General features: G+C 36.3%; 21 protein-coding genes and 2 tRNA genes. 14 read left to right on the plus strand and 9 right to left on the minus strand.

Annotated features, from left to right (window positions below):
- The first annotated feature begins 8 nt into the window (after nucleotides 1-8).
- The 4 genes from TEGAF0_RS10675 to TEGAF0_RS10690 are packed head-to-tail and all read left to right on the plus strand — an operon-like array spanning nucleotide 9 to nucleotide 2,729.
- The gene (locus TEGAF0_RS10675; protein WP_264898169.1) at nucleotides 9-725 is read left to right on the plus strand and encodes a 3-ketoacyl-ACP reductase; all 717 of its coding nucleotides are present in this window, start codon (nucleotides 9-11) and stop codon (nucleotides 723-725) included.
- Between the two features lie 33 nt (nucleotides 726-758).
- The gene (locus TEGAF0_RS10680; RefSeq protein ID WP_264898170.1) at nucleotides 759-1,904 is read left to right on the plus strand and encodes a serine hydrolase domain-containing protein; all 1,146 of its coding nucleotides are present in this window, start codon (nucleotides 759-761) and stop codon (nucleotides 1,902-1,904) included.
- A gap of 3 nt (nucleotides 1,905-1,907) precedes the next feature.
- Nucleotides 1,908-2,555 carry a methyltransferase gene (locus tag TEGAF0_RS10685; protein WP_264898171.1) on the plus strand — a complete coding sequence of 216 codons (648 nt, stop codon included), beginning with the start codon at nucleotides 1,908-1,910 and terminating at the stop codon, nucleotides 2,553-2,555.
- Nucleotides 2,556-2,564: 9 nt separating this feature from the next.
- Nucleotides 2,565-2,729: a hypothetical protein gene (locus TEGAF0_RS10690; RefSeq protein ID WP_264898172.1), complete on the plus strand. Its 165-nt coding sequence runs from the start codon at nucleotides 2,565-2,567 to the stop codon at nucleotides 2,727-2,729.
- Between the two features lie 21 nt (nucleotides 2,730-2,750).
- On the opposite strand, the gene TEGAF0_RS10695 is transcribed toward TEGAF0_RS10690, so the two are convergent.
- The 8 genes from TEGAF0_RS10695 to TEGAF0_RS10730 form a co-directional block, all read right to left on the minus strand.
- The gene (locus tag TEGAF0_RS10695; protein WP_264898173.1) at nucleotides 2,751-4,904 is read right to left on the minus strand and encodes a pyrroloquinoline quinone-dependent dehydrogenase; all 2,154 of its coding nucleotides are present in this window, start codon (nucleotides 4,902-4,904) and stop codon (nucleotides 2,751-2,753) included.
- Between the two features lie 10 nt (nucleotides 4,905-4,914).
- Entirely contained in the window at nucleotides 4,915-5,388 is a 474-nt protein-coding gene (locus TEGAF0_RS10700; protein WP_264898174.1) for a nuclear transport factor 2 family protein, read from the minus strand.
- Between the two features lie 58 nt (nucleotides 5,389-5,446).
- Nucleotides 5,447-5,839: a putative quinol monooxygenase gene (locus tag TEGAF0_RS10705; RefSeq protein ID WP_264898175.1), complete on the minus strand. Its 393-nt coding sequence runs from the start codon at nucleotides 5,837-5,839 to the stop codon at nucleotides 5,447-5,449.
- Between the two features lie 39 nt (nucleotides 5,840-5,878).
- On the minus strand, nucleotides 5,879-6,439 hold the full coding sequence (locus TEGAF0_RS10710; RefSeq protein WP_264898176.1) for a GNAT family N-acetyltransferase: 561 nt from the start codon (nucleotides 6,437-6,439) through the stop codon (nucleotides 5,879-5,881).
- Between the two features lie 112 nt (nucleotides 6,440-6,551).
- Nucleotides 6,552-6,628, minus strand: a tRNA-Asn gene (locus TEGAF0_RS10715).
- A gap of 58 nt (nucleotides 6,629-6,686) precedes the next feature.
- Entirely contained in the window at nucleotides 6,687-7,040 is a 354-nt protein-coding gene (locus TEGAF0_RS10720) for a Rieske (2Fe-2S) protein (RefSeq protein WP_264898178.1), read from the minus strand.
- Nucleotides 7,041-8,228, minus strand: coding sequence for a GTPase HflX (hflX, locus tag TEGAF0_RS10725; RefSeq protein ID WP_264898179.1), 1,188 nt, complete (start codon nucleotides 8,226-8,228; stop codon nucleotides 7,041-7,043).
- Nucleotides 8,229-8,237: 9 nt separating this feature from the next.
- A complete protein-coding gene (locus TEGAF0_RS10730; RefSeq protein WP_264898180.1) occupies nucleotides 8,238-8,972 on the minus strand; it encodes a PorT family protein in 735 nt (244 codons plus the stop codon).
- Between the two features lie 176 nt (nucleotides 8,973-9,148).
- Between TEGAF0_RS10730 and TEGAF0_RS10735 the strand changes: the two genes are divergently transcribed.
- Together TEGAF0_RS10735 and TEGAF0_RS10740 are read left to right on the plus strand one after the other, a co-directional pair.
- A complete protein-coding gene (locus TEGAF0_RS10735) occupies nucleotides 9,149-9,940 on the plus strand; it encodes a response regulator (protein ID WP_264898181.1) in 792 nt (263 codons plus the stop codon).
- A 23-nt stretch (nucleotides 9,941-9,963) separates the two neighbouring features.
- The gene (locus TEGAF0_RS10740) at nucleotides 9,964-11,289 is read left to right on the plus strand and encodes a DEAD/DEAH box helicase (RefSeq protein WP_264898183.1); all 1,326 of its coding nucleotides are present in this window, start codon (nucleotides 9,964-9,966) and stop codon (nucleotides 11,287-11,289) included.
- Here TEGAF0_RS10740 and TEGAF0_RS10745 read toward each other — a convergent pair.
- On the minus strand, nucleotides 11,286-12,416 hold the full coding sequence (locus tag TEGAF0_RS10745; protein ID WP_264898185.1) for a lactonase family protein: 1,131 nt from the start codon (nucleotides 12,414-12,416) through the stop codon (nucleotides 11,286-11,288). The genes TEGAF0_RS10740 and TEGAF0_RS10745 overlap by 4 nt on opposite strands.
- A gap of 123 nt (nucleotides 12,417-12,539) precedes the next feature.
- On the opposite strand from TEGAF0_RS10745, the gene TEGAF0_RS10750 reads away from it, so the two are divergent.
- The 8 genes from TEGAF0_RS10750 to TEGAF0_RS10785 all read left to right on the plus strand — a co-directional run bounded on the left by TEGAF0_RS10750 (nucleotide 12,540) and on the right by TEGAF0_RS10785 (nucleotide 22,247).
- On the plus strand, nucleotides 12,540-13,847 hold the full coding sequence (locus TEGAF0_RS10750; protein WP_264898186.1) for a TolC family protein: 1,308 nt from the start codon (nucleotides 12,540-12,542) through the stop codon (nucleotides 13,845-13,847).
- 19 nt (nucleotides 13,848-13,866) lie between these two features.
- On the plus strand, nucleotides 13,867-14,970 hold the full coding sequence (locus TEGAF0_RS10755) for an efflux RND transporter periplasmic adaptor subunit (protein WP_264898187.1): 1,104 nt from the start codon (nucleotides 13,867-13,869) through the stop codon (nucleotides 14,968-14,970).
- A 25-nt stretch (nucleotides 14,971-14,995) separates the two neighbouring features.
- Nucleotides 14,996-18,199 carry an efflux RND transporter permease subunit gene (locus TEGAF0_RS10760; protein ID WP_264898188.1) on the plus strand — a complete coding sequence of 1,068 codons (3,204 nt, stop codon included), beginning with the start codon at nucleotides 14,996-14,998 and terminating at the stop codon, nucleotides 18,197-18,199.
- Between the two features lie 6 nt (nucleotides 18,200-18,205).
- The gene (locus tag TEGAF0_RS10765) at nucleotides 18,206-18,520 is read left to right on the plus strand and encodes a hypothetical protein (protein WP_264898189.1); all 315 of its coding nucleotides are present in this window, start codon (nucleotides 18,206-18,208) and stop codon (nucleotides 18,518-18,520) included.
- A gap of 4 nt (nucleotides 18,521-18,524) precedes the next feature.
- On the plus strand, nucleotides 18,525-18,737 hold the full coding sequence (locus TEGAF0_RS10770) for a YgaP family membrane protein (protein ID WP_264898190.1): 213 nt from the start codon (nucleotides 18,525-18,527) through the stop codon (nucleotides 18,735-18,737).
- Nucleotides 18,738-18,824: 87 nt separating this feature from the next.
- Nucleotides 18,825-18,898: transfer RNA gene (locus tag TEGAF0_RS10775), tRNA-Ile, on the plus strand.
- Between the two features lie 245 nt (nucleotides 18,899-19,143).
- Nucleotides 19,144-20,286, plus strand: coding sequence for a hypothetical protein (locus tag TEGAF0_RS10780; protein ID WP_264898192.1), 1,143 nt, complete (start codon nucleotides 19,144-19,146; stop codon nucleotides 20,284-20,286).
- Nucleotides 20,287-20,321: 35 nt separating this feature from the next.
- On the plus strand, nucleotides 20,322-22,247 hold the full coding sequence (locus tag TEGAF0_RS10785) for a PAS domain S-box protein (RefSeq protein WP_264898194.1): 1,926 nt from the start codon (nucleotides 20,322-20,324) through the stop codon (nucleotides 22,245-22,247).
- Nucleotides 22,248-22,274 lie beyond the last annotated feature (27 nt).

Here is a 22,274-nt window from a genome sequence, read left to right on the forward strand (position 1 = left end):
AAATTAGAATGGAATCATTACAAAATAAAGTGGCATTGGTAACCGGTGCCGGAAAGGGAATTGGAAAAGCCATTGCGATTGCTTTGGCAAAAGAAGGCGTGAATGTTGGACTATTGGCAAGATCAGAAAATGACTTGCAAGAAGTAGCAGCTGAAGTAAATGCCTTGGGAGTTAAATCAATCATTGCTCCAGCAGATATAAGTAATATTAATGCAGTAAACTGGGCAGTTGAAAAAATAGAAGCTGCACTAGGCCCTATTGATATTCTTATTAATAATGCTGGAACTGGAACATTCGGAAAGTTTCTGGATCTTAGTCCAGAAGTATGGGAGCAGCAGGTAAAAGTGAATCTCTTCGGTGTTTACTATACAACCAGGGCTGTATTGCCACAAATGATGAAAAGGCTGACCGGGGATATTGTAAATATTTCTTCTACAGCTGGTTTAAGAGGAGCTGCAACCACCAGCGCTTACAGCGCTTCTAAGTTTGGTGTAATGGGATTAACAGAGTCTTTAATGCAAGAGGTTCGTAAATATAATATCAGGGTAACAGCAATGGCTCCCAGTACTGTAGTTACAGAGCTGGCTCATTCAGCCAATCTGATTAACAATAATGAAGAGCGATTAATGCATCCGGAAGATTTTGCAGAATTAATTATTGCACAATTAAAATTAAACAGAAGGGTTTTTGTGAAAGACAGTTCAATTTGGTCTACCAATCCTTAAATTTATGCATCCTATCACCCCAAAGCGGTAAAGATGCAAAAAGTCAGATATCTATTAATTAGTTTGGGTCTGCTTTTGAGTCACTTTAATTTATTAAGTGCACAATACTCAAAAGCAGACTCTTCTATTTTAGCCATAATGAAGGAAATGCCGGTTATGGGCTTATCCGTAGCTGTGGTAAAAAAAAATCAAATTGTTTTTACCAATGCATATGGGTATAAAAATGAACAAACAAAGGAGCCCCTGGCTACTAATCATTTATTTAGAATTGCTTCGATTTCCAAGTCTTTTACTGCAACAGCAATTATGCAGCTGATAGAAAAAAGAAAGCTTTCTTTGGATGACGATATCAGTCCGTTGGTTGGCTTTATTGTACGTAATCCATCTTTTCCTGAACAGCCCATCACTTTAAGAATGGTATTGTCACATCGCTCTTCTATCAATGATAGTCAGGGTTATTTTAGTCTGGATGCCATCAACCCTGCAAAGAATGCTAATTGGAAAAAATGTTACAATGCTTATGCTCCCGATTCAGGATACCAATATTGCAATTTGAATTATAATATGGCAGGTGCAATCCTGGAGCGAATTTCGGGTATAAGATTTGATCAATACATTCAGCAAAATATTCTGAAACCGCTTAATTTATTAGGGGGCTATAATGTAGATGAATTGGATAATCAGTTGTTTGCACAGATTTACGAATACAACAGGGACTCAGCAAAGTTTATATTTTCTCCAGGCGCTTATGCATCCCGTAAAAAGGAACTTGAAACCTATACACTTGGATATTCAACTCCGATTTTTTCTCCAACAGGAGGAATGAAAATATCAGCTCCTGATTTAGCAAAATACATGATGGTACATGCCAACAACGGCAAATACAATGGAAAAAGAGTAATTGCTAAAAAGAGTGTCCGAAAAATGCAGACCATGTATTCTGAAAATGAACAATATGGTTTGGCATTATCAAAGTCCGCAAATCTGATAGAAGGAAAAACCCTAATTGGACATACAGGATCTGCTTATGGTTTATATAGCATTATGTTTTTTGAACCCAAAGAAAAATTTGGCATAGTAGTAATCAGTAACGGCTGTGATCCATCATATGAAAAAGGATTTAATAAAGTTTTGCGTAGAGTGACCAATGTGTTGTACGAAAATATTGTGTTGCAGTAAACTATGAATTATCCAATTATTCTACAGTCCTTTGCTTCGGACTTGAACTTGTATATTCCTGATCCTCAGAAAATACAATCCGTTTTTGAAGAACAGAAAGCGCAGAATCCAGCTATCGATTTTCCTTTTTGGGCTAAGTGTTGGTCTTCTTCATTCGCAATGCTCAAGTTTTTACAAAATCATGCACACTACATCCAGCATAAATCAGTTGTAGAGTTGGGGGCGGGTATTGGACTTCCCTCTTTTTTTGCAGCAAACCGGGCTTCATCGGTTACAATTACTGATTATGCTGAAGAAGCTTTAGACCTAATGCGATATAATATTGCTGCATTACAATTATCCAACACCCAAGTGAAGTCTTTTAATTGGAATGATTATGACACGCCAATTCAAGCAGAAGTAGTATTGCTGAGTGACGTTAATTACGACCAAAATGATTTTGCTTCTTTGAAGCTACTCTTACATGCTTATCTAAAAAACGGAGCAACTATTCTATTGGCAACTCCACATCGGATTAATGCAAGTTCTTTCGTTTTGGAATTTTTGCCCTATGTTCAAGAACAGGAGTTAATATCAATTGAAATGGATTTAAATGAGTGTATGATAGGTTTATTTGTTTTTCAAAATCCTCTTTCTTTACGCATATCGTAAATACTACGAGTGGCGCCTTACTTGGAGGAAGAAGCCTTGGGTAAAGCCAGTTTTACGGTAAAAGAATTGCCTTATATCATCAGCAAGATGAACAATTTTCACAAAGCCAATACCAGTCATCCCTTGTTTTATCTCAATATATTTTTTGGATCTGCGCTGATGTTATTTGTGTAAGGGTTCCCTTCTTTACAAGATTTAATCTATTGTGAACGAAATGTATTTGTCTCCGGAAGGGGTACCTAATTTACCTCCACCGCAAGCAATTACAATATATTGTTTACCGTCAATGGCATATGTTGCTGGTGTGGCAAATCCAGGATAGGGCAATTTGTATTCCCACAATAAAGCGCCGGTTCTTTTGTTGTAAGCTCTAAACATACCGTCTTTACTGGCTGCAACAAAAAGGAGTCCACCCGCAGTTACTACTGGTCCTCCATAATTTTCAGTTCCGGTATGGATTCCTTTTGCTAAAAGTTCAGGAGTTTCTCCTAAAGGTTTTTTCCAAATTATTTTCCCAGTTGATAAGTCAATCGCATTGATGCTGCCCCAAGGAGTGGTAATAGCTGGGTAGCCTTCTTTGGTTAAAAACTTATGATACCCTGTGCTAGTAAATGGAATATCCCAATAGGGGTTTTCTTCAATGCTGGATTTTGAATATGCTGATGTTCTATTTTTTAATCCAAGAATAAAACTTGCCAGTGCTTCCTTTTCTTCTTGCTGTAACTGACCAAAAGCGGGCATCATTCTTCTTCCATTTTTCAGGAGTTCTAAAAAGCTAGTTTCATTGTATTTATTTGAAAGATTTTGTAAGGAGGGATTATTACCGCTACCCTTTAAATTATCACCATGGCAGGTCATGCAGTTTGTTTTATATAATCTTTGACCTGCTTCCATTTTAGTTTCCTTTTTGTGAACAGTTTTTTCTTTGTTGACCATTGTCAATATCCAGGGCATTTCATTGGCATTTACATATAAAACTTGCGAAGAAGGATCATAGGCTACCCCTCCCCATTCGGCTCCTCCATCAAATCCAGGGAAGATAACAGTGCCTGCTTTAGAAGGTGGTGCAAATAAATGTTGGTTATTATGTTGTGCCAGCTTTTCTTTGATTTCCTTTTGTTCTTCTTTTGATATAAATGGATTAATATCTTTTTCAGTGAAGGCTTGTCTAACAAATGGTTCTATAAAGGTTGGATAAGGTTGGGTATTGGCTAATTTTTCACCAGTCAAAGCTGTTTGGTTCGGGACTATTCTTTCTTCAATTGGATATAAAGGTTTACCTGTTTTTCTATCTAGTAAAAAAATGAATCCTGTTTTGGTAGGTTGTGCCAATGCTTCAATAGACTTTCCATTTTTATGAAGGGTAATTAATGCCGGAGCCGTTGGTAAATCCCGGTCCCACACATCATGGTGTACTGTCTGAAAATGCCATTTTCTTTTACCAGTAAATGCGTCTAAAGCCAGAATGCTATTAGCAAATAAGTTATCACCCAATCTTTTGCCGCCATAAAAATCATAAGAAGCGGAACCGAGAGGGGCAAATAGCGTTCCTGTTTTTTCGTCTAAACTAAAACCTGCCCAAGCATTGGCTCCTCCTATATTTTTCCATGCATTTTTATCTTCCCAACTTTCATAACCGTCTTCTCCTGGTTGAGGGATAGTGTGAAATTTCCATCGGAGTTTTCCTGTATGAACATCATAAGCCCTGATATACCCTGGTGCTGCAGCAGCTTCTTCATTTACTCTTGAACCAATAATGATTAAGTCTTTATATATGATACCCGGACTCGTCATGGCTATATAAAGGTTAGCTACATCCCTACCTAAGTCATTGTGCAAATCAATCCTTCCTTTGTAGCCAAAGGATTCTATCAATTTCCCGTTGGTTGCATCCACACAAAATAAATTAGCTCCAGCTGCATAAAACAGTCGCTTTGAATCTTTGTCTTCAAAATAAGTTAAACCCCTACAGACATTCATTGAAAAATAGCCAACTCCTTTTACCTCATTGTCTATGACTTTATAGGGATCAAATATCCAAATTGACTTTCCTGTTTGGGCCTCCACAGCAAAAAGTTTCAATTTAGGCGAAACACCATATAGCGTGTTATTAATGATGATTGGATTCACCTGTATTTGTGTGAACTTTTCAGCATCACCCGTGGAGTACTCCCAAGCCTTTTTTAGTTGCTGTATATTATTCGTATCTATATAAGTAAGTGAAGAATAATGAATATTTTCTTTACTGCCTCCGTAAACTTCCCAACTAGTGTAATTCTTATTTTCTTGTTTACAAGCAAAAACAAATAACAATATAGAGCTAAGTGAAAAGAGTAAATTGATTTTCATTGGTATTCATCTAATGATCATAGCTAATTACACGGGAAATTTTCCAGTTTCCATTTTCGTTTTTCCAAATCATCAAAAACTTAAAAGTGCCAGTTTCTAACTTCCCGTTTTCTATGTGCTTGAATTGATGACTTCCTACTTCAATGGCACCATAGCCTTCAATCGGATGGACTTCAAGTGTCTCTTTAATTAGACTTCTTGTGAGGGTGTAGTCGCGATTAAAAATCGATTGAAAATTCATAAATACCTGATCAAAACCAATTAGACCTCCATTGTCTTGGTACCACTCCAGGTCTTTGGTAAAAAAGGTTTTCATTACTGCCAGATTTTTTGAGTTATAAGCAGCAAACAATGCACTATCTAAAGTAAAAACTTTTTTGTATAGTGCAGTTTCTTTTACTACAGCTTTTTTCTCCTCATTACTTTGAGTAAATGCGTAAAAATAGAAATGCGTACATAGAAAAAATAGGACTAGTTTTTTCATCTCTACAAGATACCATTATGTATTCATTCAAATATACTTTAGTAAGTGAAGCCGTTAATTAATAGTCCTTTTTTTTAGCTCTTGCTATTAAATCTGAATCAATTAACTCTAAAGACAAAACCATATCCTTCACTGTTTCTTTGTATTTTTTAAAATGAGGGGCCAGAATATGGGATTGATAGGCTTCCTGACTTGCATAGACTTCGAAAATGGTAATTAAGGTTGGATCCTTTTTATCAGATACTGCTGTGTAAGACAATACACCTTGCTCTAGTTCTATAGCAGCATTCATCTGCTCAAGCAATGCAGATTTATATTTTTCTAACTGACTGCTATCTACTTTAATTTTTGCAATTCTATACATTGTATCTGACTTCTGTGCTTTTGAATCAACAACAATTAGGGACAGTATCCCAATCATGAAGATTACTGAAATAATATGTCTAGTCATAATTATTGTTGGGTAAATAATATCTTCTTAAGATACACCCTAATCTGTTAAATTCCAATCCCACAAAACAATATCCCATTTAACCTCACCATACACCAATTCATTGATAATTTGGAATCCTCTTTTCTTATGCGCTTTTAGAGAACGAGTATTTGCTTGCGCTATATCCGTAATGAGGTAAGTATATTCTTTTGAAAGACAATCTTTGAAATGTCCGTATAGCTTTTGAACCAGGTCTTGTCCACGGTATTCTTTTGCTACACACAACTGCCCAACAACTACATAGTTAACATCCTTTAATAATTTCCCTTTGTATGCTGATTTATCAATTGCGTCAAAAAGACCTTCGATAAGGTCGTGCCCATTTCTAATTTCTTTTGTAGCTACCAACGCATAACCCACAACTTTGTCTCCAACCTTTGCAATGATGGAAGGCGAAGCTACATTCATCTCCTGCAAATATTCAATTGTAAAGGCTGCAGTAAGAAAACCCTGATCAATGGCTTCTTCGGCAGTTATATTCTGCTTTAAATTTAATGCCTGTAAATCCCTTATGCCAATTATATCACTTGGGCTTGATACCCTTGTCATTTCAATCATAGAACAAGTATTAGTTCATTTAAAATTAAGGGAGTAATAAGTATATATGCCAGAAAGACTTTGGTAAAAGGTAAAAAAGAAAAAGAGGTCAATAATGACCTCTTATCTTGTTTGGCTCCCCCTTCAGGACTTGAACCTGAGACCCTCTGATTAACAGTCAGATGCTCTAACCAACTGAGCTAAGGAGGAATTTCCCCTTTCGGGGTTGCAAAAATAGGGGATTATCTATTCTTACAAAAAAATTCCATTAAAAATTCGCAAAAAAGCCTTTTTTAAAGCCAATAAAAATGCCTTCCGGGCTTTGTTTTACAGGGTAAGTTTTTAAAAAGTACCCTTCTCCACTTGTATTGCGGCCATTTTGTAAAGAAAACCGGTAACGGTGTAAAGGGCAAACCACATTTCCAGCAGGGTCTATGAATCCATCTGCCATAATACCACTGGCATGAGGGCATTTATGTGCAAAGGCAAAAATCTGGTTATCCTTTAAGGCTAATGTCAATTTTTTTCCATCAGCCTCTATAATGCACATTTGGTTGCTCTGCCAGAGGAGTTCGTTCGCTGAATCGGCGATTTTAATCCAACTATAATTGCTTTCTTCCAATTAGTATAGCATGGTTTTGTAAGGATAACGAATAGCATATAATTCGCGCACTTTTTCAAGAATAATATCTCTTAATGCATCCAAGTTTTGCCTTTCTGTAGCTGAAACAAATACACAGTTGCCATTAGTGGCTAAATCCCACTTGTCTTTTAGGTCCCTTAAGATTTCTTCTTTCACAGAATCTTCCAGCCACTCATCAAAGTTCTTCTGAACATATAGATCCATTTTATTAAATATGGTCAACATGGGTTTTTCAAAAGCCTTTAATTCCTGCAGCGTTTTATTTACTACGCCAATCTGGTCTTCGTACTGCGGATGAGAAATATCTACTACATGTAATAAGATATCTGCTTCTCTTACTTCATCCAAAGTACTTTTGAAACTCTCAACCAAGTGGTGCGGAAGTTTTCTGATAAATCCTACTGTATCACTCAACAAGAATGGTGTGTTTTCAAAAACCACTTTACGGGTAGTGGTATCTAGTGTGGCAAATAATTTATTTTCTGCGAATACTTCACTCTTGCTTAATACAGTCATCAGCGTACTCTTGCCCACATTGGTGTAGCCTACTAATGCCACTCTGATAAATTCACCTCTTTCTTTTCGCTGGGTAAAAGATTGCTTGTCAATTTCGCTCAAACGCTTGCGCAGTAAGGCTATCTTATCTTTTACAATACGACGGTCTGTTTCAATTTCAGTTTCACCAGGTCCACGTGTTCCAATACCACCCCCTTGTCTTTCCAAGTGTTTCCACATCCCTTTTAACCTAGGTAGTAAATACTGGTATTGTGCCAGTTCTACCTGCACTTTTGCCTGTGCTGTTCTTGCTCTACGTGCAAAAATATCTAGGATTAAATCGCTTCGGTCAATGGTTTTAACATTGAGTTCTTTTTCAATATTGGAAATTTGGGAGCCTGTTAATTCATCATCGAAAATGACCAGGGTAATATTTTTACCATTTAGGTAATCCTTAATTTCTTCCAGCTTTCCTTTACCTACAAAGGTTCTGCTGTCTGGGTGTGCCAGTTTCTGGGTAAAACGTTTAACGGTTTTCGCACCTGCTGTTTCCGATAAAAATGCCAGTTCATCAAGATATTCTTCGGCCTGTTCGGTAGTTTGGTCTTTTAAAATCACCCCCACCAAAACGGCTTTCTCCTCAACGGAAATCAGTTGTTTTTTCTCTATCAATGGTTTGAATTATAATCCGCTAATTGAGATACCTAATGTAAATCTGTTCATGGAAGGACCTGCACCATCTTTTAACACAGAGCTAAACTGATAACTTCCTTGAAGGCCAATAATACCATAACCTACACGACCTGTTATAGCCAATGCTGTACCATTGAAGTATTTTTTTGTTACTTCCTTTTGAATAAAACTATTACCATATACGGTCTGGTTGTTTTTATCCACCAGGTTCTTGCCTTTGGTATGAGCTCTTAAAAGCGTACCGATTTTGGCGCCAATGGCGAACTTCCAAGACTTAGCTGGATTTTCTGGATTGGTATAATAGCGCAATTCAACAGGAATATCCAAGTAGATATTGGTTACTTTGAATTTATCAAAGTGGTTAATGCTATCTGCTTTGGTAAAAGGCAAGCGCAAGGAAGTTGATTTAATATTTACATTTACGTTATCGAAGAAAATGTTGCTGGAGCCGATACCAACACCATAAGCCAGACTGAATTTCTTATTGTTTTTAAATGGCTTATCAAACATAACATAGAAATTAAAATGTCTGCTGAAGCCATTTCCGGTTCTTACACTATCAGGTCTGTTGGTCCAACTGTCTGCTCCATATTGTATCATAAAGTGGTCTTTGGAACGGCCACTTAAATCAATTTTACTCCAGTCTTTCTTTTTTGTTTCAGTAGTTTGAGCAGTAGCTCCCAGTGCTACAAATGTGGTAATTAATAGAAATAATCTTTTCATTTTGGTTGATTGCAAGTTTATTCCCCTTGCAAGGGAGCAAAAATAATCAAAATGAATGCATCCGATTGGTTAAAAATTAGTCAAATGGGGTTATAATGCAGGGTATTTTGACAATTTTAATGATAAACGCCATATAAAATTTATATTTATGGCTCGTAGCACGTAAAACGAATTGGATGAACACGGATTTTTTAAAGGGAAAAAGGATTTTAATAGCAGAAGACGACTTTGTGAATCAGAAGTTGATCACACACTCCTTGAATGTTACTGGAGCCAGTTTTGATATTGCAGGTAACGGTGCGGAAGCTATTGAAATGCTGAAGCAACATCCTTATGACCTGATTTTGATGGACATTAATATGCCTGAGATGGATGGATTTGAAGCCACTCAAATTATCAGGGCTGAAATTAACAAAGAGATTCCGATTATTGCTATGACGGGCTGGAGCAGTCGCGCCGAAGGAGACAAGTTCACCCGTATGGGGATGAATGCCTGTCTGGCAAAGCCTTTTGGACTGGAAGCCTTGTATAAAACTTTGGATGAAATATTCAATGCACCCCCTCCGGTAAAACCCAACAGTACCAATTTTGGGGTAAAAGCACCAGAAACTGTATCTACAGTAGCCGTTGATTTAGATATGCTAAATGAATTGGCGGAGGGAGATAATGAATACAAGACTACCATCATCAATATGTTTTTGGAAAGTATGCCCGAAAGTATTCAGAAAATGGAAGATGATCTGGCTGCTCAGGATTGGGAAAATTTTTACAAGTCTGCTCACTACGCTAAATCCTCCTTATCTGTTGTGAGGGTTCCGGACATGCATACTTTGGCTAATACAATGGAAGTAAATGCCAAGAAGCAGGAGAAGCTGGAAACCATAGCTCCTTCGTTACAATTGTTTAAAAAGTATTTCGAGTTAGCCAAAGACGTTTTACACGAAGAGATTAAAAAACTCGGAGCTTAATTGATCATTAATTATATATCATTTTGAATTTTAGAGAACTCGGCTTAGCTGAAAAACTGCTAGAGGGGATTGATGCCATGGGCTATGAAACAGCCACACCCGTTCAGGCGCAGGTAATTCAACCAATTCTTGAAGGAAGAGACATCATTGCATCTGCACAAACAGGAACGGGTAAAACTGCAGCTTTTTTATTGCCGATTATTCATAAGATGCTTACGCAGCCTCATTCGGCTCATCATATTAATGCATTAATTATTGTACCTACACGCGAACTAGCTATTCAGATTTCTGAGACGATGGAAGGCTTGGGATATTTTACTGATGTGAGTTGTATTGCTGTTTATGGAGGTGGAGATGGGAGTTCCTTTACAACGGAAAAGAAGGCATTAAGTACCGGAGTGGATATGGTGGTTTGTACACCTGGCAGGATGATTGCTCATTTAAATATGGGCTATGTAAAAATGCAAGAAGTACAATATTTGGTGCTGGATGAGGCAGACAGAATGCTCGACATGGGCTTTCATGATGATTTAATGAAAATCATTTCCTTTTTGCCCAAGAAAAGACAGAGCCTTTTATTTTCTGCAACCATGCCTCAGAAAATGAGAGAATTGGCCAGAAAATTATTGAACAATCCGGCTGAAATAAATATTGCTGTATCCAAGCCGCCTGAGCAAATATTGCAACAGGCATATGTGGTATATGAGCCACAAAAGATTCCATTGATTAAGTATGTGTTAAGCAACCAGACCTACACACGCGTCATTATATTCTGTTCTAAAAAACAAAATGTAAAGCAATTGGCTTCTGAATTAAAACGTGCTAAATTATCTGTGGAAGAAATTCATTCTGATTTGTTACAAGATAAAAGAGAGCAAGTATTGCAAGATTTCAGAAACAGGAAATTAAAGATTCTCGTGGCTACGGATATATTGAGTCGTGGAATCGATATTGAAGAAATTGAATTGGTAATTAACTATGATGTTCCCAATGATGGGGAAGATTATATACATCGTATTGGAAGAACTGCACGTGCAGCCACTTCAGGAACAGCTATTACGTTTATTAGCGAAGCAGAACAAAAAAAGTTTTTACAGATAGAGGAATTACTGGGGAAGGCAGTAGATAAATTGCCAGTACCTGAAAACTTTGGACCAGCTCCAGCCTATACCCCTAAAGCCAGGTTCGAATCTAAAAGAGGAAATGGAAATCGTCCAACCAATAAACCCAGACAAAGTCAAACTGGAGGAAATCCCAACCGTAACAACCCAAATAGGGGAAATCAAAACAGACCTATACAAAAATATAAAGCAGCCCCCAATAATAATAAAAAGACCGGCGAGGATTAATCGATAAACTTCAGACATACAGGTTTAGATACAGCAATACGCTTTCCTGTGTCGATCAGTTTCCCTGTTTGTAAATTTCTTTTAAATACAACAACCTCGTTACTGTTTTGATTAGCGGCTAATAGAAATTGTCCTGTTGGGTCTATTGCAAAATTGCGGGGGGCTAATCCAAGTGTCGGTTCCGATCCCACCCATTGCAACCATCCATTCTTTGCTATTTTAAAAATGGCAAGGTCGTTAAAATCTGCTCTGTTGGATGCGTATAAAAATTTTCCATCAGGGGATACATGAATATCTGCTGCACCTGATTTTTTAGCAACTCCTTGTGCAAACATATTAACCTCTTGCATTTTTTTAAGTATCCCTTTTGTAAAGTTCAATACGGTAACTGAGCCAGTCAGCTCTTGTACCGCGTATACAATGGGTTTGGTGGGATGAAAACTGATATGTCTTGGGCCATCACCCGGATTGCATTGAAATATTGAAATGGGTTTTTCTGAAACCGGCCTAGTGTTGCTCAGATTTAAACTGTATACACTAATTAAATCTGTTCCTAAGTCTTGTACCAATACATATTTTTCATCCGGAGAAATAAAGGCAGAATGAACATGTGGTTTGTCTTGTCTGCTTTTATTAACACTACTCCCTGTATGCTGAATGGTTTGGATAGCATTGCTCAGCTTTCCGTCAGTTTCAATACGCATCACACTGAAATTGCCTCCTGAATAATTGGAAACAAATGCAAATCTATTTTGTGCATCTATACTAATATGACAAGGGTGATCGCCTCCACTTAAAACCGTGTTTAGCAATTGAAAACTTCCCGAAACTTTATCAAAGCGATAAGCAGACACAGCCCCATTGCCGTTGCCCAATTCATTCACTGCATATAAATAGGGTTTAGTTAAGGAGGGGGCTAAAAAAGAAGGGTCGGCAGCCGCTGTTTTACTGATGAAATCCGTTGACCCATTTGAGTTAAATTGATAATAATAAATACCATCTGCAACAACGCCATTCGTATAACTTCCAATCAATAGTTTCTGACCGTTGGGTTTTTGTGCATTCGAACTTAATCCTTGTGTGAATACTATGATTAGGAATAACAATCCTGTTTTCAATGGTTTCATATTTGACATTTCAATTCTGTTAACAATATAAATATCGGTCTTTATTGGTAAATCTTCTTTGTTACATATGTTACTAAACAAGGATTTTATGGTTTCTACTTTTGTGTTCTTAAAAATGGAATTATGAGACTATTCTTACTTTTTTCGCTTTCTGTATTAGGTTTTATTCCAATTCAAGCCCAGCAACAGACTATATCTATACAGCTGGAAGAGGCATTAAGTCTTGCACAAAAGGCCAATCAACAAATCAAAATTGCACAAATTGATCAGCAAATTGCAAGTGCCAATTTAAAACAAACAGAAGCATTATGGCTTCCACAAGTGAATCTTTCCTATACGGCAATGAACACGAATAATCCGCTGAATGCATTTGGATTTAAATTGCAACAGGCTAATGTAATTGCATCCGACTTTAATCCAGCGTTATTAAATAATCCAGGCGCTACTCCCAATTACCTTACACAATTAAGTTTACAGCAACCTATCGTAAATCTAGATATGCTACAAATGCGTAAAGCAGGGGAGAAGCAGGTTCAAATTTCTACTTTACAATCTAAAAGAACAACAGAAGCTGTAAAAATGCAGATAACTCAATTGTATCTACAATTGGATTTTTTATATCAAGCAGTTAATGTTGTTAAAACTGCATTGTTAACATCTCAATCAATCTATCAGTTTACTAAAAACAGATTTGATCAGGGTTTGATGCAAAAATCTGATTTATTAAATGTTGAAGTACAAGTTAAGAACACAGAAACAAGATTAAATGAACTTCAGTCAACTATAGCATATGTTTCTGATCAGCTAAGTCTAATGATGAATCAACCACAGGGAATAGTTTATAAAACAACATCTAGCCCACTAGAAATGCCAACAGAACTTTTAGCAATTATACCAGCTGAAAGAGCTGACTTAAAAGCTATGCAAGCCGGTTTAGGTGTTTATGATATTGCCATTAAAGGTGCAAAGATGAGCTGGTTACCACGATTAAACGCTTTTGCCAATTACCAGTTGAATGATCGTAAAGCCTTAGGTTTTAATGCTGGCTCATATTTTGCAGGAATTCAGTTGTCATGGGACATTATGAAGGGCAATCAAACTAAAAATAAAATTGCGACTCAAACAATAGAGAAAGCAAAGTTGCAAGAACAGTTTTCCGCAAGACTGAATCAAGAGCAAAGTTCACTTCATAATACTATTCGAACCATCAAAGATGCTAGATATAAATTTAAACAATTGGAAACATCCATTGCACAAGCTGACGAGTCTTTAAGGATACTACAAAATAGATATCAGCAAGGACTTGTAAGTACGAATGATATATTATTGGCACAAACTCAGCTTTCGCAACAACGATTACAACAAGCGGAAGCTAAACTCAGTGAACAAGTAGCGATTAATTACTATGATTTTTTAACTACAGTTAAATAAACCAAATAAAACGACTAAAATGAATACAACGAATAAACTAATTTTTACTGGGGCAATTTTATCCTTATTTGCCTTAGTGAGTTGCGGAGAGAAAAAAAATCAAGAACATACAGTACCTAATTCACCTGTTCAAGTTATAGTAGGAACCGCCGGAACTCAAGTTGCCAATGGTAATTTTGAGATTACTGGTCAGGTTGAAGGGATTCAATCAGCCAATATTTCAACTAGGGTAATGGGTACAATTACCAGCATGCGCGTAAAGGCCGGCGATTTAGTTAAACAAGGTCAGGTATTGTTTACGATTAATGCCACTGATATAAAAGCTAAGTCTTCACAAACAGACGCAATGATTGTTCAAGCAGAAGCTGCTTATAAAAATGCACAAAAAGACTATGAAAGATATACAGCACTTTATAAACAACAGAGTGCAACTGCAAAAGAATTAGAGCAAATTGCGCTTCAATACGCATCCGCAAAGGCAAATTTAGAAGCCACAAAGCAAATGAAAAACGAGGTGAATGCTAATCTTGCATATACAACAGTTACAGCACCTTTTTCTGGAGTTATATCACAAAAAAATGCGGAAACAGGAAGTATTGCTAGTCCAGGCATGCCTATTCTAACTTTAGAACAAACAGGAAGCTTACAAGTAAGCGCAATGGTTCCTGAAAATTTAATTGCTGGTATTTCAAACGGACAGGAAGTAGAAATATATGTACAGGCCGTTGATAAAAAGATTAAAGGAAAAGTAATACAGATTAATCCTTCTTCTCAATTTACGGGAGGGCAATATATAGTGAAAATTGGTATGCCACAAGCTGAAATGAAAAATCTTTATTCAGGTATGTACACGAAAGTTTTGGTTCCTATAAAGGGAAATTCTTCTATTGATAATGCGAATATAAATATCACTATACCTGAACAAGCGTTGGTATATAAAAACCAATTAACGGGGATTTATACCATTAGTGCAGATAATACAGCCTTACTAAGATGGATAAGAACTGGAAAAAATCAATCAGGACAAATTGAAGTATTATCAGGATTATCAAATGGTGAAAAATATATTCAAAGTGCCAAGGGCAATCTTTATAATGGAGTACCAGTAACAATCTCGAAATAATTACCTCAGTTTTAAAAAAATCAAAATGGAAAAAGGATTATCTGGAAATATAGCCAAGGCATTTTTGCAATCCAAACTTACGATTCTATTGATGGTGGCATTCTTACTGATTGGTGGGTATAGTACTTTATTAATGCCAAGAGAAGAAGAACCACAGATTCAGGTACCCATGGCGGATATTTTTATTGCTTATCCGGGAGCAAGTCCAAAAGAAGTTGAAACAAAAGTATCAGCTCCGCTTGAAAAAGTAATATCAAACATAAAAGGGGTTGAGTATGTATATTCAACTTCAATGAGCGGTCAAACAATGTTGATTGTTCAGTTCTTGGTAGGAGAAGACGTAGAGCGCTCTCTAGTAAAGTTGTATAGTGAAATCATGAAAAATATGGATAAAATGCCGCAAGGTATTTCTATGCCATTAATTAAAACCAGGGCAATTGATGATGTTCCTGTATTTGGTTTAACACTTTGGGGCGAAAATTATGATGATTACCAGTTAAAGCTGGTTGCACAGGAATTATCCAATGAATTAAAAAAATCAAATGATGTTTCTGATATTAATATCATTGGTGGCCGATCAAAAGAAGTTAAAGTAGTACTTAATAAAACGCTGATGGCAGCGAATCGGGTAGACTTTTTATCTATTGCTAAATCTATTGGGGGAGCCAATGCTCAAGCACAGAGTGGTAACTTTTATAAAAATGATAGTTCTTTCTCTGTACTTACGGGTAATTTCTTAAGTTCTGCTGATGATGTGGCTTCACTAGTAATTGGAATGAATGGAGGAACACCCGTATACTTAAAGCAAGTTGCTACAGTTACCGAATCACCCGCAAGTTCCAATCAATATGTGTTTTATGGCTATGGTCATGCCGATACTGCGGGACTAAAAAAGTTTACAGCAACTTATCCTGCGGTAACGCTTGCGATTGCAAAGAAAAAGGGTGCAGATGCTATGAAACTTTCTGATAATATACTTGCCAAAGTAGCATCTCTTAAAAAAGATTTAATACCATCGGATTTGCAGGTAACTGCAACGAGAAATTATGGTGAATCAGCTGCACATAAAGTATCTGAATTATTATTTCACTTATTTATCTCCATTGTTGTTGTTACTTTATTTGTAATGCTTGCGATGGGTTGGAGAGGAGGATTAGTGGTATTTCTTTCAGTACCTGTAACATTTGCCTTGACATTGTTCAGTTATTATGCAATGGACTACACACTAAACCGTATTACCTTATTTGCATTGGTATTTATTACTGGGATTGTGGTAGACGATTCTATTATTATTGCAGAAAACATGCATCGCCATTTTAAGATGCGTAAACTACCCCCATTACAAGCCGCTATTTATGCTATTAATGAAGTTGGTAACCCAACAATATTAGCAACTTTTACCGTTGTAGCTGCAGTACTTCCAATGGCATTTGTTTCTGGTCTTATGGGACCTTATATGAGCCCAATGCCCATAGGTGCATCTATTGCTATGTTACTTTCATTAATTGTTGCCTTAACCTTAACTCCTTATTTAGGGTATATATTCTTGCGTGAAAAAGAGAAGCGTGGTGGAGAGCATAATGAACATGTAGCTCATTCACTTGAGGCCTCTGGAATTTATAAAATCTACTACTCATTCATACAGCCAATGTTAGAAGTAAGATGGAAGCGATGGGCATTTATAATGGGTACTGTAGTGGTGTTGTTTGCTAGCATGTTATTGTTTTATACGAAATCCGTAGCAGTTAAAATGCTTCCTTTTGACAATAAGAATGAATTTCAAATAGTGATTGATATGCCTGAAGGTACAACGCTAGAAAAAACAAATGTAGTTGCTGCTGAAATTGCGCAATACGTAGCCAAGCAGCCTATGGTAAAAAACTATCAAGGCTATATTGGTACTGCAGGTCCAATTAGTTTTAATGGATTGGTTCGACATTATGATTTACGAAAGGGTGATAATGTTGCTGATATACAAGTTAATTTGATTGATAAAGAAGAGAGGTCAATACAAAGTCATGATATTGCTAAGTCTATGCGTGGACCAATACAAAAAATTGCGGCAAGGTACCATGCAAATGTAAAAATTGTGGAAGTACCTCCAGGTCCTCCCGTATTATCAACCCTAGTTGCTGAAGTATATGGACCTGACTATAAACAGCAAATTGCAATTGGTAAACAAATTGAACAATTATTTAGAAATACATCAGATGTTGTGGATGCTGACTGGATGGTTGAGGATGACCAATCTGAATATAGATTTACTGTAGACAAAGAGAAAGCCATGCGTTATGGTGTTGCAACAGCACAGATAAATGCAATTGTTGCCGGCGCTGTCTCTGGTATGCCTGCAGGCGTAATCAATGCCCCCAATGCATTTACGCAAACGCCTATTCGGTTGCAGTTAAAAGAAGAAGATAAAGCTGGAATCAATGAAATTCTTGAATTAACGGTTACTGGAATGCAAGGTAATACAGTTAGTCTGCGAGATATTGTAACGGTAAATAGACAAGTGAACGACAAAAGTATTTATCGCAAAAACCAAAAAGAAGTAGTCTATGTGATGGCAGATATGGCAGGAGACTTAGAGAGTCCATTCTATGCAATTTCAAAAATGTCGGATAGTATTTCCTCACTTAAAATTCCTGCTGGTTATAGTATCAAAGAAGAATATACGAAGCAGCCAGAGAGTCAAGATCAGTATTCTCTAAAGTGGGATGGCGAGTGGCAAATTACGTATGAAGTATTTAGAGATTTAGGAATAGCATTTGCTGCTGTTATTCTAATCATATATATGTTAATTGTTGGATGGTTTCAGAATTTTACTGTTCCATTAGTGATGCTTGCTGCAATTCCGCTAAGCCTTGTAGGCATTATTTTAGGACACTGGATGATGGGTGCCTATTTTACTGCAACTTCTATGATAGGCTTTATTGCATTGGCCGGTGTAATGGTGCGAAATTCTATTTTGCTAATTGATTTTATCAATATCAGGCTGGAAGAAGGTATTCCTTTAAAACAAGCAATTATTGAGGCAGGTGCTGTTAGAACAACTCCAATATTATTAACTGCTGGTGCTGTAGTACTTGGTGCGGTAATTATATTATTTGATCCCATTTTCCAAGGTCTAGCTATTTCATTAATGGGCGGAACAATCACATCAACATTTTTAACCCTATTAGTTGTGCCATTACTTTATTATAAAATGATGCGCAATAAAGTAAAATAAATTAGTATGAAATTATTAATTGTAACTGCTGTAAAAGAACTCAGCAAATCAGTTGAAAAAATGCTCAAAGATGCATCTATATCTATATTCAGTGTAACTGATACCTTGGGTGTAAAAAACAGCCCAGATGATTATTTATTGGATGATTGGTTTGGCTCGGATGACGGCAATAAGTATGATTCAGTCTTTATTTTCAGTTTTTGTAGTGATGAAGCTGCAAACAGAGTCTTAGGTTTACTAGATGAATTTAATGGTGCTGAATCAAATAATGAATTCCCTATCAGAGCCTTTATTGTACCTGTAGAAAACTCAACAAAATAATATTATGAAAGAAAGAATTGTAAGAGCAGTGGCTGGCGTTTTTGTACTAACCAGTATTAGTCTAGCCTATTTTATACATGTAAACTGGTTATTATTAGCGGCCTTTGTAGGGTTAAACTTATTACAATCTTCGTTTACTAAGTTTTGCCCACTCGAATGTATTTTAGACAGGGCGGGGATTGGTAAATCAGCTAATAAACCGTGCTGTACCAATTAATCCAAAAAAGAAAATGCTGAAATAATTGAGTAAAGATTAGTATCAAATCATTATTTTTGCCACCCTTTAAGAACAGCAATGTTCTTTGGGCCTATAGCTCAGTTGGTTAGAGCACCTGACTCATAATCAGGGGGTCCCAGGATCATGCCCTGGTGGGCCCACAATAAAATTGACCCTTTTTGAACCACTTGCATACAAAGCAAGTGGTTTTTTTTGCCCCTTATTTGCCCCCTAGTCTATTTATAAGTATCAGTATTTAGCCATATTGCATAAAAAATAGTTCTAATGTGACGCTATCAGTCATGATCTCATTGATTCAAGATGTTTAACTCTTACATTTAATTATTAAAAATACCTTAAAGTCAATAGCTTTTTATAGCTATCGGTTGTTTATAAAATAGAGTTGATGTATAAAGTACTCGTTGCTTGTCTCGAAAATTGGGATACTCTGATGGAATTACCCTTTGTTTTAACAGAGGGGGGCTGCTCTGTTGATGTATTTTGTTCAAAAAATTCCTGGCTATTAAAAAATAAGTTCTACAAAAACTGGATTGAATGTCCTTCAGAAAATGAAGAGTATAAAAAGAAGCTCTTGGAAATTGCGTTCGATTCCAGTGCCGGGTATAATTGGATAATTCTTGGTGACGAGAAACTCTTAAAAATGCTGAGCGAATGTGATGAATTAAAAAACAATGAAGCAGCTAAAAAAGTACTCCCGATAACTGATTTGAAGAACAAAGTGCTGATGGGGTCCAAATATGGTTTATGTAGGTTGTGTGAGGAATATGGATTTAAAACTCCTGCCTTCTTCGGTTACTTTCATCAACCCATGTTTAATCCGGATTCCCTCCCGTTGAAATTTCCAATTTTATTGAAACAAGACTTAAGCTGGGGCGGCGGAGGAATTATTCAGTGTAATAGCGCAAGTGATTTTAAGCTGGCATTTCAAAAATTAAATCCGGTCTATCCATATGTTTTTCAGGAATTAATTGAAGGAAAGGATATTGGAGTAGAAGCCCTATTCAACAATGGAGTTCTTCTTAATTATAATGCAGGCGAGGTAAAGAGTTATTTCAAGTCTAAATTTAGTTTTACTACCAAGAGGTCTTATTTTCTCAATGAAGAGATAAGGATATTATTAGAAAAAATAGGGGCTGCATTTACCATTAATGGATTTGCGAGCATTCAATTTATTTATAATGAACTGGATAATCAGTATTACTTAATTGAATGTGACTTAAGACCTAATTTTTACATTCCATATGGTAGGTTTACAGGCCAGGATTTTTCTGAAGCAATAAAGAAAAAAATTAACCCAAATTATCAGATAGCGCCAAACACCAAACTTGCCAACAATAAAACGATTGAAGTAGCGCTCTTTTATAGGGACATTATTAAATGTCTAAAACGGAGAGATCTTTTGGGCCTCCTCCAGTGGGTTATAAACTATAAGGGTTATTGGCGTTTTATTCCCCTCTATGATTTTAAGCTGTTCAAAAACATGATGAAGGAGTTATGCTTCTATAAATTATTGAATAGGAAGCATTAATTATTATAAGGCTTTATTTTATATATTTATATAAGATGAGAAGCACCTTATTACCAACTGATCTAGATTCAGCTGCTGAAGAACAGTTTACACAGCTTATAGAACATTTAGCGGTAGGCGTAGTAAAGCACAGAGCAGATTTAAGTATCATTCTTGCCAATGTAAAGGCTTTTCAATTATTAGGCTTAACAAAAGATCAATTAATTGGCAAAACTTCTTTTGATCCTTCCTGGCATGTTATTGATGAACATGGTCAAGTATTACCTGGAGAACTACATCCAGCTGCTCTTGCTTTAAAAACTGCTAAACCTGTCGAAAATGTAATCCTGGGTGTATTCAGACCAATAACAAAAGACCGAATTTGGATATTGGCTACTGCCATACCAGAATTGGATGAAAGAGGTGTAGTTCAGTATATCACAGTTACGTTTAGTGAAATTGATCAATTTAAAAAGAAGGAAGTTTCGCTTGTTGAGCATAATAAGCTAATTAGAAGTATTCTAGATGCATCATTTGATGCAATTATTGTATACAATAAACAATTTGATAAGATTTTTCTAAGTCAATCTGTTGCGGATATATCAGGTTATACTTTAGAAGAGCTATATGCAACACCCGCATTTTATTTGGTTCCGGAATCAGAGAAGGAGCAATTATATCAGGTAAAAAATGAGCTGATTACAAAGGGCACTATTAAGAATTTTTCCAGTAGGATTGTCACTAAATCTGGACAGGTGTTAGATTTTAACTGGTCTGGAAAATGGGATGCCGAAATGGGATTATTCTTTTTAATTGGTAAGAATATTACTGAGCAAAATATTTACGATTCTCAACTTATTCAATCTAAAAGACTTTTCAAATTCTCATCTGAGGTAAATGATTTGATTTTAAATGCCAAACAACCACTTGATTTATATAATGGCATATGTGATATAGCGGTGAATACAGGCGGGTTTTTATTCGCATTTGTTGGCTTGAGAGATGATATTAATGAAACCATTCAACCCTATAAGTTTGCTGGCTTTGAATCTGGATACTTGGAGTACTTTAAAAAACATATTTCATTAAAAAACACGCCAGAAGGAAACGGGCCATCTGGAAGAACCATAAGGGATGGTAAGATTTATTATTGTAACGATATTGAAAATGATCAAGCAATGACTCCCTGGAAAGAAGAAGCGTTAAAAAGGGGATACCGGTCTTCCTTAACAATGCCCATTCGGGTTGAAAATCGAACTATTGCGCAATTGGCTTTTTATGCCAATAAGCCTAACTTTTTCACGGAAGAAGAAATGGCGTTAATTCATAGAATAAATGAGAATATAAATTATGCCATGTCAAATTTTGCTTTGTTTGAAAAGCATCAGGCGGCGCGTGTTCAAATTGATACCCTTACTTTGGCAATTGAACAGAGTACTACCTCTATCATGATTACAGATACAAATGGTGTTTTTGAATATGTAAATCCCTCTTTTTGCAAATCATCTGGATATGTTTTTGAAGAACTGCAAGGACTTAAAACAAGTATCCTGCGATCAGGATATACATCTGAATCAGAATACCAGAATTTGTGGGCAAAAATTAAAAACAAAGAATCCTGGGTGGGTGAATTTTGTAATAAGCGAAAAGACGGCTCTTTGTATTGGGTAAAAGCCTATATAAGTCCGGTAGTAAATGAAAATGGTGATATAACTAAATTTATTGGTGTTGAAGAAGATATAACTGCTCAAAAAGAAACACTTTCTCATCTTGAAATAAAGAATAAACAATTGGAAAGAATTGCCTGGGAACAATCTCATTTAGTTAGGGCCCCTTTAGCCAGAATACTGGGTTTGGTGAATCTATTCAATAATGATTTAGTATCAGAAGCTGAACGAGTTAAATTCTTGAAATACTTACAGGTTTCTGCCGAAGAGTTGGATGCGGTAATAAAGGCTATTGTTGTGAAGACGAATGCTTAATTGAAAGTTGCGATAATGTCTACTCAC

Origin of the sequence: Sediminibacterium sp. TEGAF015, assembly GCF_025997995.1 — a bacterium.
Classification (GTDB): Bacteria; Bacteroidota; Bacteroidia; order Chitinophagales; family Chitinophagaceae; genus Sediminibacterium.